Here is a 15,565-nt window from a genome sequence, read left to right as displayed (position 1 = left end):
CTGAGCGCTTCATCATCGCGCTTCCCGGGGAAGCCTTTCCTAGGTGTTTGATCCCATGGTTTGATGGTGGGATCTGTTCTTTGGAATGGAAAGAAGCACTATGGGACAAGTTCGTCACGGGAGCGCCACGCACTGTCACCTGGCAGGCGGTTTGCATGGCAAATCTGCCGAGAGGGCACGCACGCCGTCAGAGCAGCAATACAGCGATCCGCTGCCCGGCAGGGTTATGCGAGGCATGATCCCGAAAGGGACAAGCTTCGATCGCGGCACTGAGCAAGGAGCTGGACATCAATCCCAAGACCGTTGCGAATTGGCGCAAGCATGCGACGGTGGAGGATTTTAGGACCGGGCCGAAGGAGCCGCGTTCAACCGTTCCCTCCGAAGCGGAGGAGGCAATGATCGCCGCATTCCGGCGGCATACGCTACTGCCGTTGGATGATTGCCTTTATGCTCTCCAGCCGTCGATCCCGCATCTGACGCGGCCGGCGCTGCATCGGTGCCTTCAGCGGCATGGCATCTCGCGCTTGCCGGATGCCGCGGGTGACAAGCCAAAGCGGCAGCGGTTCAAGCGATACCCCATCCACTGCCCGGCAGTGCATGTTCACATGCATGGGGTCTGGCCAGCGACCGGGCAGGACGTGTCGATCGCTGGAGGTCGCTCGGACGACTGGGGGCGTGGGTTTCGGATGCCGGCGGAACAGTTGATTGCATTTTCCTGAGCAAAGCGCGGTAACGGGCAGGCCAGGAGCGGTCCAGCCTGCGGGCGGCAGCTGGTGAGTTTCGCGCGTTTGAGACGGGCGTTGCGTCATGCGGCCTGCTCCCGGGGGGGTGCTCGAGATGGCGGCTTCTGCCGCGGCGGAAGATCTCGATGATGCGCATCGCGCCGCCACAACAGGGGCACGGTTCGCGCAGAGTGAGAGGGATGACCTCGGCACTCTCCTGCGGGTCCGGGTCCTGCGGCGCCTCGCCGAGCAATCCGCGGATGCGGGCGATGGTGGCCTTGCGAGCCGCGCTGGCCAGCAACCCTTAGTGCCGGATGCGGTGGAATCCATCCATTGCCCGGCAGGCGATTTGGCAGAGCCAAATCTGCCGTAAGGGGGCAGGACGTGGATAAGGAACCGGCGGATGAACTCGCCGGTCTCGAGGCGCATCACCTTTTGCCGGTCGCCGTGCTTGATGCGGTAGTCCTTCCAGCGGAACGCCACGGCCGCAGCATCGGCGCTGATCAGGCGATGGTTCGAGATCGCCACGCGGTGGGTGTATCGGCTGAGATAGGCGAGCACGGCCTCGGGGCCGCCAAAGGGCGGTTTGGCGTAGATGACCCACTCGGTCTTGCGCAGCGGGGCGAGGTAGTTGGCAAAAGCGCCGGCCTGAGCCAGGTTTTTGAGGTCGCCGAAGAACTGAAGCGCGCCCACCTTGTTCAGGGCCGCCAGCCCTTCGAGGATGAGTCGCCGGAACAACCGGGAGAGGACGCGCACCGGCAGGAAGAACCCGGGGCGGCAGGCGATTGCGCAGCAATCTGCCGAGAGGGGGGCACGATCATGTGGACATGCGTATGGTGGGGCCACGCCAGAGGCGTACTTTCAGCACGACGCCGAGCCCCAGGTGTGGAGCACGCTGGTCATGCCGACCCGGGCGCCGAGATGCCGGGGATCCGCGGCGATGGTCGTCACGGTCTCAGCCGAGGCGCGGAACAGCAGGCTGTAGACTGCCTTCTTGTTCCAGTAAGCGATTTGCGCGATCTCGGCCGACAGGGTGAAGACCACGTGGAAGTACTCGATCGGCAGCAAGTCCTCGGCCCGCGCGGCCATCCAGTCACGTGCGGCTGGTCCCCGGCACTTCGGGCAGTGCCCCCTCCCGGCAGATTTGGCGCGGCCAAATCGCCTGCCGGTCAACGGTACCTTGCAGGAATTGCAGGCGATGTGCCGGTGGCCGCATTTTCCGCACGCAGTGACATGCCCGCCGAGCACCTCGGTCCGGCAGGCCTTGATCGCCCCCTCTCGGGATCTTGCTTTGCAAGACCCTGCCGCCACGCGGGTCCGTGTCTTCGGAAGATGTCAGCAAGCTCCAGTCCCGGCCGCCCGGGCACCCCCGGCGTCCGGTCACTCCAGTCCGCGCCGGAGAGTGTGGTCCTGCAGCTCCTTCAGACGTTCGTACGGGCTGACGGTTGAGCGGATCGTCTTGGTGGCCACATGCGCGTAGCAGGCGGTGGTGCTGAGCTTGGCGTGACGCCGCCCCGATTATCCCTATCCGCAAGAATGGCCAGCCGTGGAAAGAAAACTGCCCGGCGGCGCAGGTCAGAAACGAAACCTTGCGCGCCACCCGGCACTACGGCCGGGCCTTGTGGAAGCGCTGGACAGGATACCACGCCCGGAGCCGGGTCGAGGCAAAGATGCGCTGCTTGAAGGCATTCGGCGAACGCATCGCCGCAAGAGACCCTGGTAGCCAAACCGCCGAAATCCACATCCGCATCGCCCTCATCAATCGCTTCAATGCACTCGGCACCGCCGAGATCGTCCGCGTCGCCTAAGTTCAGAGGGGAAAGGGGTAGTCAGGCCTCAAGAGGGAGTTTTGCAACAACGCCCATCTTAGGCGACAGTCGATTGCCAAGACTTATAGGTCGCGCACACCACTTCGCGACGCCTTTCAACAGCTTGCCCTGTCTGACTTGGCCGAACTGATCCCGCGCCGTGGTGCCTTTATTCGTTGGCCCGGACCGGCGGAACTAATGGAGATGTTCGAGGTGATGGCAGAGCTGGAGGCCGTTTGCGGTCGGATGGCTTCGCTGCGGATCTCGGAAGAGACGCCAACCTCAATCAGGAACGGCCCATTTTTCGGGCCTTAACGAAATTTATAAATGCCTGAAGGCGCGCCGGTACATTCCGTTTAGATAAGTAGTTGAGTGAAAAGCAGGGAAGCCTTTCAAGGCTCTTTGGAAGAACCTCTATCAGCCTGCCACTTCGAATTGCAGGTTCTGCGGAAGCCGAAAACAGATAGGCTAGACCAAGGCCTGCTTCTGCGTATCTCAAGATGGAGTTCACGTTGTTGGAGATTACTCGCGGCTTTGGCATAACCGTGATCGGGCCATCGCGGGTCCTGAACACCCACGGAGCCAATTTTTCTGAATCCCCGAAAGCAAAACATATTCCCTCGTGGCGCACGATATCACGAGGGAAGTGTAAGGGCTCGGCCTCCACTAGGTAGGACGGCTGAGCGACCACTTTCATCTCATGGGGCGGACCAATTGAAATAGCGTAGGTATCGGGGTCCAACAATGTTTCGACACGTATGGCCGCATCAATGCCGCTGGTCAACAGATCGACTTTTCTTTCGTCATAGATCACCTCTATGGCCAGTGTCGGGTACAAAGCCGCAAAATCAGAAATCGCTGTGTCTAGAAACAACTGACCAGTGCCAACTGGCGCGCTGAGACGGAGCGTACCGGTCAGCCCTTCCCTGAATTCGTTGATTTCCTCAAGCGCGGTATCCAACTCGTCAATTGCGGGCAGGCTACGGCGATAAAGAGCTTCACCCGCACGCGTTAAGGAGATTTCGCGCGTAGTCCGCTCGAAAAGACGTACACCGAGCCGGTCTTCGAAACGTTGAACCGCCTCGCTGACAGAACCGGCCCCCAGCTTCAGGTTCTTTGCCGCCGCACGAAATCCATTTGCGCGCGCAACCTCGACAAAGATCGCCAGGTCATTGAGTCTGCCACGGCTCATCGTTCTATTTTTCTAACAAGGTGATCGGATAGTCAGTATTTTTCAAACGAATACCTTTCCCTAAGTTACTTGGCAATGACCTAGCGCAGAGCCTCCGGCAAGAGCTGTTAAAGCTAGGCCTGAACGGTAGAAAGGATAAGCTCATGAGCACAAAGAAAATCTGGGATCTTCATATGCGGGTCTCTGGACCGTTGAACGAGGAAGCTGCCGAAGGCATGCGTCAGCTCGCGCTGAGTATTGCAGAAGAGCCAGGGGTGATCTGGAAGATCTGGACGCGCGAAGGCGAGACCGACCGATTTGGCTCAACCTATCTCTTCCAGGATCTTGAAGCCTTGGAAACCTATAAGGCGATGCACTTGAAGCGGCTTGAGGCCTTTGGGGTGACCGATGTAACAGACTATGTATTCGATATCATGGAAGAGCTGAGCACTATCAACAATGCTCCGGTAAATGATCCGGATTGACCTGCTCCCCTCGAAGACAACTGGCCCCGCGCATTTCGGTTGCGGGGTCACGCATTACCGCTGGACGCTTGAACTCCGGCGGCAGAACCTTGCTGAAGGCAAAGGAATTCAACAAACCGGTTCATGGCGCCGTTGCAGCTGGATTTCTTCCAAATCGCAATAGTTTCAAGTCTTTCCGTAATATCCTCAAAGGGAATGGAGACCAATCCTGGCGGTGGGGTACGGCAGGTGCTTTCGGCGAGAACCGTGATCCCCATACGGCTGGCAACAAGCCCTAGGATGGCGGCAGAATTATAGGCTTCCTGGACGATATCAGGCATGAAGCCTGCCCGGCGGCAAAGCGGCAGAAAATGGTAGTAGAAATACTCCCAATCCTTAGCTGGACCATGCACAAACTGCTCCTTTGCCAATTCTTCCAGCCGGATGCTGCCACGGTGAGCCAAGGGGTGCCCTTCGTAGACGATACAGAGCAGGTGTTCCTGCTGGACGCTGACTGAGGCGATATCGGGCAAATTCACTGGGCCAGTGACGAAGCCGACATCCAGCGTCCCTTCTTCCAAACGGTGCAGCTGTTCCGTGGTTACCCCATGAAGCGGTTTAAGTGTGATGCCCGAAAATTCCTGCTGAAATGTCTTGAGTAAATCGGGGAGGCATCCGCCTATTGCAAAATCCGTATACCCAATGCGCAGTGACCCGATCTTTCCCTGGTCTGCTTGCCGCGCATTTTCAACAGCGCGTTCCGTCGCCGTCAGGACACCTCGGCAGCCCTCTAGGAACACCCGGCCCGCTTCAGTCAGCACAGTGACCCGGTTGCTGCGCTCAAACAGACTTACCTTTAATTCGCGTTCAAGATGCTGAATTGCCCGGCTCAGCGCCGGTTGTGCGATGTTCAGCCGGGCTGCAGCCCGGCGAAAATGCTGTTCTTCAGCGACGGCAATGAAATAGCGGATGTGCCGCAGGCCAATATGCATGATGCCGTCCAGTTATCAATTATGACTTAATTGATATTATACCTGCATGTATTCCTGTGCCAAGCTTTCTGCAGATCCAAAGACACAACACTTCTGGGAGGAAACCACATGTTTGAGGGAAAGCTACTGCCAATCCTGGCTTCGGCAGCCATCGTAGCAGCATCGGCGCAAAGCGTCTGGGCCGGTAATGTAACCATCAACCTTGGCTATGCTGCTGCCGAAGGCAGCTCCTACAGCGTATTGGCCGACAAATTCGAGGAGCTGGCCGAGGAGTATTCCGGCGGCACGGTAGATGTGCGCGTCCGGTGCTGCGGCCAGCTGATGGGCGAGGATGAAGCATTTAAGGCGATGCAGCTGGGCACCGTCGACATGCACATTATCACCGGCAACAACATCTCACCGCATTTCCCTCTAATGGACGCCTTTGTGCTTCCCTATGTCTTCGAGGACAAAATCCATGCTTACAAGGTGCTGGAAGGGGAAGTCGGCACTGGATTATCCAATCAGCTGCATACCGCAACCAATGTGCATTTGCTGACATTCGGCTTTGTTGGCGACAGGGATTTTTACAACGCCCGCAATCCGATCACCAAAATGGAGGACATGGCCGGACTGAAGGTGCGTGTGCCAAAAAACCAGGTGATGATCGACACATTTGCGGAATTCGGTGCCGCCCCAATTCCGCTGCCCTGGGCCGATACGCCAACCGCGTTGCAGACCGGCACGGTAGAAGGGGCGGACAATGGCACCTCATTCATCAAGTCCCAGAAGTTCTACGAAATTATGCCGCATTTCACGGTGCTTGAGCATTTTTCGTACTTCTCGCCGCTGTTTGCTAGCGACCGGATCATGAACAAGCTGGACGACGCGCAGCGCGATGCCGTGATGCGTGCGGCGCGGGATGCCGGGCTGTATCAGAAAGAGGAAATGGGCAGCCGGGTTGCAGGCATCCGTGCCTTCCTGACTGGTGAGGGCGGCATGCAAACCGCCGAGTTTGAGCGCTCCGGCTTCCTTGCCGCGGGCCAGCGGGTGCAGGATCGTTATGCCGCCGAAAAAGGTGATGATTTCAAAGCACTTCTGGCGGCTATCCGCGCAGCAGCCGACTGACAGGCTTCTCCCTGACTGCGGGTACGTGCGCCACCCTTCATGTGCCCGCCTTTTTAACTTCTGATGTCAACGGAGGTAACGATGCTGTCACGTCTCGACCGGTATTTTGAGGAGATCCTTTGCACATTCTTTCTGTGCATGGTGGTCGGCTCGGTTCTCATGCAGGTGGTGCTGCGATTTTTCTTTCATTCCGCGGCTGCCTGGGCCGAAGAAACCGCCGTCTATGGCATGATCTTTGCGGTCTATCTCGGGGCGGCGATGGCAGTCCGGGACCGGGCGCACATCCGCATCACCCTGCTGGTCAGCCGCCTGCCGCGCAGCCTGCAAGTCTGTTCCGTGGTTCTGGCCGACGCGCTGTGGCTGGGGTTTTTGATCTTCATGATCGTGCAGACCGTCACCTATACACAGCTTCTGTTCCAAGTGACCTATCAGACCCCCGGCCTGGGGATCGAACAGCGCTGGGTGCAAATGTTCATTCCCATCGCCTTCTGCCTGATGCTGTTCCGCATGCTGCAGGTCTACTGGCGCTGGCGTGCCGACAATTGGAAAGGACTGCCGCTATGAACGAAGCATCCATGGAAAAAGCTGTTCCCCGCACATCATTGACTGCTGTTTCGGTGCTGGTGGTTCTGATCTTGGCACTGGTCCTGGCCATGGTTGCAGGTGCGAACGGCCCGGTCATGATGGCCATAGTTTTTGTAGTTACCATGGCCATCGGGGTTCCCATTCCCTTTGCTGCAGGTATTGCCACAGTGGCAGGACTGCTGATTGCCGACATCCCGCTGACACTGATGGCGCAAGCGGCCTGGACGGCGTTTGAGCCTTTCCCGCTGGTCACTATCCCGCTGTTCATCCTTGCGGGCCAGCTGATGGAGCAAGGCGGCATGTCCGATAAGCTGGTCGCCATCGCCCAGCGCCTTGTTGGGGCCTACAAAGGTGGCATGGGACTGGTCACGGTTGTTGCCTGCATGTTCTTTGCCGCCTTGTCTGGATCTGGACCGGCAACCACCGCGGCGATCGGTTCGATCACCATTCCAGCCATGCAGGAAGAGGGTTACCGCTCCCGTTTCGCAGGTGCCATCGCCGCCGCTGCTGGGGCACTTGGCAGCATGATTCCTCCGTCCAACCTGCTGATCATTTTTGCCTTAGTCACCGATGTGTCGATCCCTCGCCTGTTTCTCGCAGGCATCATTCCGGGCGTCGTGCTGGGGCTAATGCTGATGGTCGTGGTGTTCGTGATCTCACTGCGCAACGGGTATGGCGGCACCGGTGAAAGATTCCGCTGGGGACCGCTGCTCGAAGCTCTTTGGGAAGGCAAATGGGCCGTGATGGCGCCTGTGATTATCCTGGGCGGTATTTATGCCGGCATCTTTACCCCGTCCGAGGCAGCCGGTGTTGCCGTGGCCTATGGTTTCTTTGTCGGGCTGTTCATCTACAAGGGGCTGACCTGGAGCAAACTGTTTCAGGCCTTCAAATTCACCGCCATCGTTATCGGCACAGTCTTGTTCATTCTCGGCTCGACCAAGGCCTTTGGCCAGCTGGTCACGATCTTTGACATCCCGTCGTCGGTCCTGGACCTGTTCCAGAATCTGGCAGCCTATCCCTGGCTGGTGATGCTGCTGATCGGCGTGTTCTACATCCTCGTCGGCATGTGGCTGGAGAGCATTCCGCAGATCATCATTTTTACCGCCGTGTTTTTCCCGCTGGTAACCAGCCTGGGCATCGACCCTGTGGTCTTTGGCATCTTCACGGTGATGACCTGCGAAATCGGCTTTCTGACGCCGCCCATCGGGGTCAACCTCTTTGTCGCGGCCCGTATCAGCAGGATCTCCATTGAGGAAATCTCTGTTGGGGTGCTGCCGCTGCTGATCCCCTATATCGCAATGATCCTGCTGCTGGTCTTCTTCTCCAGCTGGGTCACTTTCCTTCCTGATCTCGTCTATGGCGAACGCTTGAGGTAACCCATGAAAACCATTCCCCTTATTGGCTACAGCGACCGGCTGTCCGCGCGCCCTGGCGAGAGTATCGCATTCAAAATATCTTCCGAAGCCAAAGGCAAAGTCACGGCCCGTCTTTTCCGGTCCATAAGCGCCGACCCCAACCCAGCAGGACAGGGGATCGTAGAGGAGGATGCCTCAGCCTATTTCGACCCGATCCAATTCCTGTCCCGCAAGCAGAACTTCCGCAGTGGCTCGTACGGGCTGGCGAAAGAGGCGGTATCTGCACCGGCTACAACGGATCTTACCTTCAGCGCTATTGTACTTGCGACTAAGCAGACAGGTAAGCAGCAGGTGGCGCTGGCCTGCGGCGGCTATGAACTCGCGTTGGCAAATGACGGCAGCGCTAGTTTCTTGGCACCGGATGGCGCAGTGGCAACCGGCCAGCCGCTGACCCTTCGGCATTGGTACCGGATCACTGGCCGGATCAGTGCAGCTGGAGACATCAGCATTACCCAGACGCCGCTTGGACGCAGTTTTGAAAATGAGATCATGTCGAATGGCCATGCTGTCCCGCCAACGATGCTGGCGGGGCGGCCTTCAATTGCAGCCCGCCTTCGCAATGGACAGGCTTCAGATCATTTCAACGGCAAGATCGAAGATCCATCAATTCTGGCCAACGGTGCACCACTGGCTGCCTGGGACTTCTCGCAAGGGATATCTTCAACGCAGGGGCACGCGACAACGGGGCCGGACCTGGATCTGATCAATTTTCCAGCGAGAGCCATGACAGGCTCCCGCTGGGACGGCTCTGAGATGAACTGGCGGCACCGCCCGGATCACTATGGCGCCATCCATTTTCACGAAGACGATATCTATGACTTTGAATGGGAAACCGATTTCAGCTTCAATGTGCCGGCAGACATGCCATCCGGTGCTTATGTGATGCGGATCGAGGCAGACGGGCTGGAAGACGCCATGCCCTTTTTCATTTGCCCGCCGCTTGGCCAGCCGCGCGCTAAACTCTGCGTGCTGGTGTCAACCTTCACCTACACGATTTATGGCAACCATGCGCGGCCGGACTATGAACCGGAGTGGCAGAAACGAAATACAGAGTGGAATGCCTACCCGCACAATCCGGCCGAATACCCGCAGTACGGGCTGTCCACCTACAATTACCATTCTGATGGGTCCGGCATCTGTCACGCCTCGCATCTGCGGCCCTTGTTCAACCTGCGGCCAGGCTTTCTGACCTTCGGGAGCACCTCCTGCTCTGGGCTGCGGCACCTGCAGGCCGATAGCCATCTGCTCAGCTGGCTGCATGCCAAGGGGATTGACTATGACATTGTGACAGATGCTGAGCTGCACAACGACGGCGTTGCCGCGATTGCCAGCTATGCAGCCGTCACCACCGGCAGCCACCCCGAGTATCACACAACGGAAACCTTGAATGCTCTGCGCGATTACCGCGATGCGGGAGGTTCGCTCAACTACCTGGGCGGCAACGGATTCTATTGGCGTATAGCTGTGCATCAGGAAAACCCCGGCCTATTGGAAATCCGCCGGGCCGAAGATGGAATCCGGGCCTGGGCTGCAGAACCGGGCGAGTATTACAACGCCTTTGATGGCGGTTACGGCGGCTTGTGGCGCCGCAACGACCGCCCGCCGCAAGAGCTGGTCGGCATTGGTTTTGCCGCGCAGGGGGAATTCCATGGCGCCCCCTATCAGCGCACCTGTACCGATCCGGCATATGACTGGATTTTTGACGGAATCGAGAGTGATGTCCTCGGAGACTTCGGCTTCAGCGGCAATGGCGCCGCTGGGTTCGAACTGGACCACTGCGACACACGCCTGGGCACCCCCCCTGATACAGTGATCCTCGCGCAGTCATTCTCCCGCGAGGGTGAGTTCATGCTTGTGCCCGAGGAGCAGCTCACGCACCTTACGAACCTGAGCGGCGGCCCGGAAGCTGACATGCTGCGCGCAGACATGGTTTACTTGGAGCTGCCCGGCGGCGGCTCGGTCTTTTCGACCGGTTCGATCACCTTCTGTGGCAGCTTACCGTGGAATGGCTTCAACAATGATGTTTCCCGCCTCCTTGAAAACATCCTGTGTCATGCCTTAGCAAAAGGATGCCCCCAGTAGGAGTTGCATTTTGAGGCTGGCGCGCGCCAACAGGCTTTGTTCCGGGCGCCCGCGCAAGACCCGCAACTTAGTAGTTGAAATCAACCGCGGCGAACGGACGGATTAGAAATCCACTCACTGACGTGGTTATGAAAGATCGGTTTGGAGGAAAGCACTTCGCACACAAGGCAGCGGACGCGGGCGCAAACCAGTATGAGTGGGCCTTGTTGCACAAATCGGGTGAGGGATTCACTGCGTGAATCCAGCGTGGCAGCTGGGATGCATGAGCAGTTGGGCCGCTACGAGATACAAGACCACGAACTGGTCGTCTTACAATGAAGCACTGAAGCAACGCGGATCTCTGACCATCTGGTTTGATCCGAGGATGATCTGGACGCCGCCGCCGACTGGCAAGCGCGGTCGCCGGTGCCAATTCAGCAACGCCGCGATCCAAACCTGTCTAACCCTGAAAGTACTGTTCGGGTTGCCACTGAGGCAGACGACGGGCTTCGTGCAAAGCCTTCTGCGGCTGGTCGGTCTGGACTGGGCCGTGCCGGACTTCAGCACCCTGTGCCGTCGGCAGCGGAAGCGGAACGTGAGTATCCCGTTCCGCGGTGGCGCGGGCCCGCTGAACCTTCTGATCCCCTCTCGTGACATCACTGCGTGATGCACTGCCGGGCAGCGGACAGCACCGGCATCAAGGCCGAAGGCGAAGGTGAGTGGAGTGCGGAGGATCAGAAAACAGTCCGGGGGACTGTTTTCCCGACAAACGCGCAAGCACGGAGGCCCCAAGCGGCGCCTCTGGCGCAAGATGCATATCGGAACCGATGAGGAAACGCTGGAAGTCCGGGCCATCGAGGTCACCGGCAGCAACATCGGTGATGCGCCCATTTTACCCGATCTCCTGGACCAGACCCCGGCTGACGAGCAGATCGGTTCGGTGACTGCCGACGGTGCCTGCGACACCCGCAAATGCCACGAGGCGATCGCCGCCCGTGGTGCCGCCGCTGTTATCCCGCCCCGCAAGAATGCCACACCCTGGAAGCCAACGAGCCCGGGCGCGGTGGCACGAAACGAAGCCCTGCGCGCATCAAAGTATCTCGGCCGCGCCATCTGGCGGCGGTGGAGCGGACATCACCGCCGGAGCCGGGTCGAGTCAAAGATGAACTGCATCAAGCTGCTCGGCCAATCCCTGATGGCAAAAGACTTCGAACGCCAGGTTGCCGAGCTGCAAGTTCGCATCGCCGTTCTAAACGGCTACACCGCTCTCGGTATACCTGTCACAGTGCCCGTAGAGTAAATCCGTCCGGGGAAAGGGGCCCTGCGGTCAGGCCCGGATTTGTGCAACAGCGCCCTCATTGAGCCCCCCCCTTTGCGGCGGGCAAGGGCGGCTGTTGTGCGACCGCATTTCTATGCCACCAAAACAAAGAGGCATGAGTTCTTCAGCAAAACTCAAGTGCGCCTGGCAGGCTCCCTAATTCTCTATTGATCAGGCGGCCTGGCAAGGCGAAATCGCACGGTTTCGTTCCGGAATAAGAGCTGAGAGCCCTTTCATCCATCGTAAGACATTGATTTTCTTGGCGACCCCGGCAGGATTCGAACCTGCAACCTGCCCCTTAGGAGGGGGCTGCTCTATCCAGTTGAGCCACGGGGCCGCGCTTGTTTACGCGATAACAAATCTCTCCTGCGATCACAATGGTAAGCGATGCATCTGCCCCCCCTCGATGGCATCTGAACGCGCTCAACTACCCTGTGATATGTAAGCCTCCAATCCACAGCAGGATGCTAACATGCCGAAACATGAGGTTTGGGGGTTCACCATTGAAACATCTCCTCCAGGCAAGAATATCTGGCCCATCGACCTGAAACGGGAAGCAATTCGGCGCTTCGGCGCGCTGCAAAACGGCAAGGCTTGGTCCGAAGACCTAGGTTACGATTTCGAGCTGAAGCATGATCGGCGGACTTGGCTAATCGAGGTCAAATCCAGCCAAGGCAATCGGTGCCAGTTCGAGATGGGAAAGTCCGAGGTTCGCGCCGCGCGGGAGGCAGCCAGGCCTCGATCCGGTCAGCGTTATGTCGTGATCTATGCCGCCAACCCTGCGACTTTGAGCGCAACACGGGTCGACATTTTGCTGAACCCTATGAGCGATGAACCCGAATTGGGCGGTGACAGAGATCGAGCGAAGTGTTGAAATTCTGCTCTTGCCGGTTTTTTGCGGTTGCCGTGCTGCAACATCAGAGGCGGTTTCCCGCCCTGCATACCTGCGCCGCGTTTGTGCGGTGAGCGCGACGTCAGACCGCAATGGGCCAAGAACGCTCGTGCAGTGCGCTTGAGCCGATGGATCGCTTTGGCCGAGGCTGTTTCGTATTGGTGCTGCGCGCCAATATAGAGACCATAGGGTGCGTCAGCTAGAAGCCTCTGCCGGGGTCAGTTGCAACGCTTGCTTACAATGGGATGGGCGGGGCCGATTGCCTGTTTGCCGCGCGCAGTTTCCATTGTGCAGCAACCGATGTCTGCGCTAACGTTGCACACAGCAATAAAAAGAGGCTCAGGAACGTGACCACGGACAGCAAGCGCCCTCTCACCCTCCGCGATGTATCCGAAGCAACCGGTGTATCCGAAATGACCGTAAGCCGCGTACTGCGCAATCGCGGCGATGTGTCGGAAAAGACCCGCACCAAGGTGCTGAGTGCCGCCAAAGAACTGGGCTACGTGCCCAACAAGATCGCCGGCGCGCTGGCTTCGAACCGGGTGAACCTGGTGGCGGTGATCATCCCCTCGTTGTCGAACATGGTGTTCCCCGAGGTGCTGACCGGCGTCAACAAGGTGCTGGAGAATACCGAGCTGCAGCCGGTGGTCGGCGTCACCGACTATCAGCCCGAGAAAGAAGAAAAGGTGCTTTATGAAATGCTCTCTTGGCGCCCCTCCGGTGTGATAATTGCAGGTTTGGAACATACCGAGGCCGCCCGCGCCATGCTGAACAGCGCCGGTATCCCGGTGGTGGAGATCATGGATACCGACGGCAAGCCGGTGGATGCGATGGTCGGCATTTCCCACCGTCGCGCGGGCCGCGAAATGGCCAAGGCGATCCTTAAGGCCGGATACCGGCATATTGGCTTCATGGGCACCAAGATGCCGCTTGATCACCGGGCGCGAAAGCGGTTCGAAGGTTTCACCGAGGCGCTGGCCAAGGAAGGCGTGGAGATCGAAGACCGCGAGTTTTACTCAGGCGGTTCGGCGCTGGCCAAGGGGCGCGAGATGACTGAAGCCATGCTGGAACGCTCACCGGAATTGGATTTTCTCTATTTCTCCAATGACATGATCGGCGCGGGCGGGTTGCTGTATTTGCTCGATCAGGGCATTGATGTGCCGGGCCAGATTGGCCTGGCTGGTTTCAACGGGGTGGAGCTGCTGCAGGGGCTGCCCCGCAAGCTGGCCACTATGGACGCCTGCCGCCTGGACATCGGACGCAAAGCGGCTGAGATCATTGCGGCACAGCTGGACGATCCGGACACAGAGATCGAAAAGCATGTCACGCTGACCCCTACCATTTCCTATGGCGACACGCTGAAACGGCGCTGATGGCGCTGCAACGGCTGGACAATCAAAGCGCGCGGCGGCTGTTCCTGGACCGCCATGCCCTGCTGGAGCAGCCTGCTGGCCCTGCCAAGGGTGCGGACTTGCTGGCGCTGATCCAGCGTTTGGGGTTTGTGCAGCTCGACAGCATCAACACGGTGGCGCGCGCCCATGACGTGATCCTCTATTCCCGCCGCCCGGGTTATCGGGCCAAACATCTGAAGCAGCTCTACGAGCGGGACCGCGGGCTGTTTGAACATTGGACCCATGACGCCGCGATGATCCCGATGGGGTTCTACCCCCATTGGCATCTGAGGTTTCAGCGTGACACCGAGTTGCTGCGCAATCGCTGGCGCAACTGGCGGCGCGACGGGTTTGAGGCGCAGTTCGAAACCGTCCTGAACCATGTGCGGGATCACGGCCCAGTCAGTTCTTCTGACCTTGGCAAGGATGAAAAGAAGGGTTCCGGCGGCTGGTGGGACTGGCATCCGTCCAAAACCGCGTTGGAATATCTCTGGCGTTCCGGCGCGCTGACTGTGGTGGGGCGCGAAGGTTTTCAGAAACGCTATGACCTGACCGAGAGAGTGATTGAGGAGCATCTCTGCCCAGGCGCCCAGCCCTGCGATGAGGAGGCCACAGTCAGCTGGCTTTGCTCCGCTGCGATGGACCGGCTGGGCTTTGCCGCTTCCGGCGAGCTCGCAGCGTTCTGGGACACGGCTTCTCCGGCGGAAGCCAAGCTATGGTGCGCCGAACAGCTGCGCCAAGGAGAGCTGGAAGAGATCGAGATCCAGCAGGCTGACGGCAAGCTGCGCAAAGTGTTCGCCCGTCCGGGCACCGTGGAGACCACTGCGGAATTGGGTCCGGCACCAGGCCGGATGCGGGTGCTCAGCCCCTTTGACCCAGCCCTGCGCGACCGCAAGCGGGCGGAACGGCTGTTCGGTTTCCATTACCGGATTGAGGTCTTCACCCCCGCACCCAAGCGCCAGTACGGCTATTACGTCTTTCCGCTGCTGGAGGGCACACGCCTGGTCGGCCGCATCGATATGAAGGCGGACCGGGACGCGGGCGTCCTGCGCGTCACCGCCGTATGGCCTGAACGGGATGTGAAATGGTCCCTGCCCCGCACCAAGCGGCTGGAGGCAGAATTGGACCGGGTTGTGCGCTTTGCCGGCCTCAGCAGAGTGAGTTTCGCTGACGGCTGGTTGCGCTGAGGAATTACTCGGGCCGTAGCTGGGCCTCGATTACTTGGCGGTAATCCTCTGGCGCGGGTATTGCAGTAAAGCTCTCCGGAGCAATGAAAACGCAAACGAACTTGCCTTCAAAGCACAGCACCCCATCCTGCCGCGCTTTCACCCGGAAAGTCACCGACTTACCACCCAGTGCCGAAGGCCAGACCTCGCATTTCAACCGGTGCCGAGGGGTGACCGGCGACCGGAAATCGATGCTCATATGCACGAACGGCGTACCTGTGCCGCGGTCCAGCTCCATCTGATACCAGCCATCGCCGCCCAGGTGATGCTCCCACCAGGCGTCAATCGCCTCCAGCGCGAAAACTGGCAGCCGCCCGGTATAGGCAATCCGGGCCGGGTCGCAATCGCCCCAGCCCACGCGGATTTCATGCTCGAAACCCGGCTGCTGCCCTGTACTGTTCTGCGCCATCACA

The 15,565-nt window shown here is 59.1% G+C and carries 11 protein-coding genes, 1 tRNA gene and 4 pseudogenes; 11 read left to right on the top strand and 5 right to left on the bottom strand.

Annotated features, from left to right (window positions below; all coding sequences use genetic code 11):
* Window positions 1-100: 100 nt before the first annotated feature.
* Window positions 101-581, top strand: a pseudogene (locus tag K3557_RS20660) (hypothetical protein); the annotation flags it as partial.
* Window positions 582-805: 224 nt separating this feature from the next.
* On the opposite strand, the pseudogene K3557_RS19635 reads toward K3557_RS20660, so the two are convergent.
* Window positions 806-2,089 (bottom strand): annotated as a pseudogene (locus tag K3557_RS19635) (transposase).
* A gap of 135 nt (window positions 2,090-2,224) precedes the next feature.
* Between K3557_RS19635 and K3557_RS19630 the strand changes: the two are divergent.
* Window positions 2,225-2,530: pseudogene (locus K3557_RS19630) on the top strand (transposase); the annotation flags it as partial.
* A 286-nt stretch (window positions 2,531-2,816) separates the two neighbouring features.
* Here K3557_RS19630 and K3557_RS19620 read toward each other — a convergent pair.
* Entirely contained in the window at window positions 2,817-3,722 is a 906-nt protein-coding gene (locus tag K3557_RS19620; protein ID WP_259996108.1) for a LysR family transcriptional regulator, read from the bottom strand.
* Window positions 3,723-3,865: 143 nt separating this feature from the next.
* On the opposite strand from K3557_RS19620, the gene K3557_RS19615 reads away from it, so the two are divergent.
* The gene (locus tag K3557_RS19615) at window positions 3,866-4,186 is read left to right on the top strand and encodes a monooxygenase (protein WP_259996106.1); all 321 of its coding nucleotides are present in this window, start codon (window positions 3,866-3,868) and stop codon (window positions 4,184-4,186) included.
* 47 nt (window positions 4,187-4,233) lie between these two features.
* Here the strand turns inward: K3557_RS19615 and K3557_RS19610 are convergent, their stop codons facing one another.
* Window positions 4,234-5,157 carry a LysR family transcriptional regulator gene (locus K3557_RS19610; RefSeq protein ID WP_259993009.1) on the bottom strand — a complete coding sequence of 308 codons (924 nt, stop codon included), beginning with the start codon at window positions 5,155-5,157 and terminating at the stop codon, window positions 4,234-4,236.
* Between the two features lie 108 nt (window positions 5,158-5,265).
* Between K3557_RS19610 and K3557_RS19605 the strand changes: the two genes are divergently transcribed.
* From K3557_RS19605 to K3557_RS19585, 5 genes and pseudogenes are all read left to right on the top strand, one after another.
* Window positions 5,266-6,264: a TRAP transporter substrate-binding protein gene (locus tag K3557_RS19605; protein ID WP_259993010.1), complete on the top strand. Its 999-nt coding sequence runs from the start codon at window positions 5,266-5,268 to the stop codon at window positions 6,262-6,264.
* Window positions 6,265-6,345: 81 nt separating this feature from the next.
* A complete protein-coding gene (locus tag K3557_RS19600; RefSeq protein WP_259996103.1) occupies window positions 6,346-6,828 on the top strand; it encodes a TRAP transporter small permease in 483 nt (160 codons plus the stop codon).
* Window positions 6,825-8,225 (top strand): TRAP transporter large permease, encoded by a 1,401-nt coding sequence (locus K3557_RS19595; RefSeq protein ID WP_259993013.1) that lies wholly within the window; start codon window positions 6,825-6,827, stop codon window positions 8,223-8,225. The genes K3557_RS19600 and K3557_RS19595 overlap by 4 nt, the downstream gene beginning before the upstream one ends.
* A 3-nt stretch (window positions 8,226-8,228) precedes the next feature.
* A complete protein-coding gene (locus tag K3557_RS19590; RefSeq protein WP_259996100.1) occupies window positions 8,229-10,346 on the top strand; it encodes a N,N-dimethylformamidase beta subunit family domain-containing protein in 2,118 nt (705 codons plus the stop codon).
* Between the two features lie 262 nt (window positions 10,347-10,608).
* Window positions 10,609-11,625: pseudogene (locus K3557_RS19585) on the top strand (IS5 family transposase).
* Between the two features lie 278 nt (window positions 11,626-11,903).
* On the opposite strand, the gene K3557_RS19580 reads toward K3557_RS19585, so the two are convergent.
* Window positions 11,904-11,980, bottom strand: a tRNA-Arg gene (locus K3557_RS19580).
* 135 nt (window positions 11,981-12,115) lie between these two features.
* Between K3557_RS19580 and K3557_RS19575 the strand changes: the two genes are divergently transcribed.
* From K3557_RS19575 to K3557_RS19565, 3 genes are all read left to right on the top strand, one after another.
* Window positions 12,116-12,517, top strand: coding sequence for a protein NO VEIN domain-containing protein (locus K3557_RS19575; protein WP_259996098.1), 402 nt, complete (start codon window positions 12,116-12,118; stop codon window positions 12,515-12,517).
* A 365-nt stretch (window positions 12,518-12,882) separates the two neighbouring features.
* Window positions 12,883-13,908: a LacI family DNA-binding transcriptional regulator gene (locus K3557_RS19570; protein WP_311198480.1), complete on the top strand. Its 1,026-nt coding sequence runs from the start codon at window positions 12,883-12,885 to the stop codon at window positions 13,906-13,908.
* Complete coding sequence (locus K3557_RS19565) at window positions 13,908-15,113, top strand: winged helix-turn-helix domain-containing protein (protein WP_259996096.1); 1,206 nt, start codon at window positions 13,908-13,910, stop codon at window positions 15,111-15,113. Before K3557_RS19570 ends, K3557_RS19565 begins: the two co-directional genes overlap by 1 nt.
* A 4-nt stretch (window positions 15,114-15,117) precedes the next feature.
* Here K3557_RS19565 and K3557_RS19560 read toward each other — a convergent pair whose 3' ends face one another.
* Window positions 15,118-15,561: a thioesterase family protein gene (locus K3557_RS19560; RefSeq protein ID WP_259996094.1), complete on the bottom strand. Its 444-nt coding sequence runs from the start codon at window positions 15,559-15,561 to the stop codon at window positions 15,118-15,120.
* Between the last annotated feature and the right edge of the window lie 4 nt (window positions 15,562-15,565).

Origin of the sequence: Leisingera sp. M523 (assembly GCF_025141335.1) — a bacterium.
GTDB lineage: Bacteria > Pseudomonadota > Alphaproteobacteria > Rhodobacterales > Rhodobacteraceae > Leisingera.
Note: the sequence above shows the minus strand (reverse complement) of the source record. Positions and strands in the feature narration are given on the sequence as shown.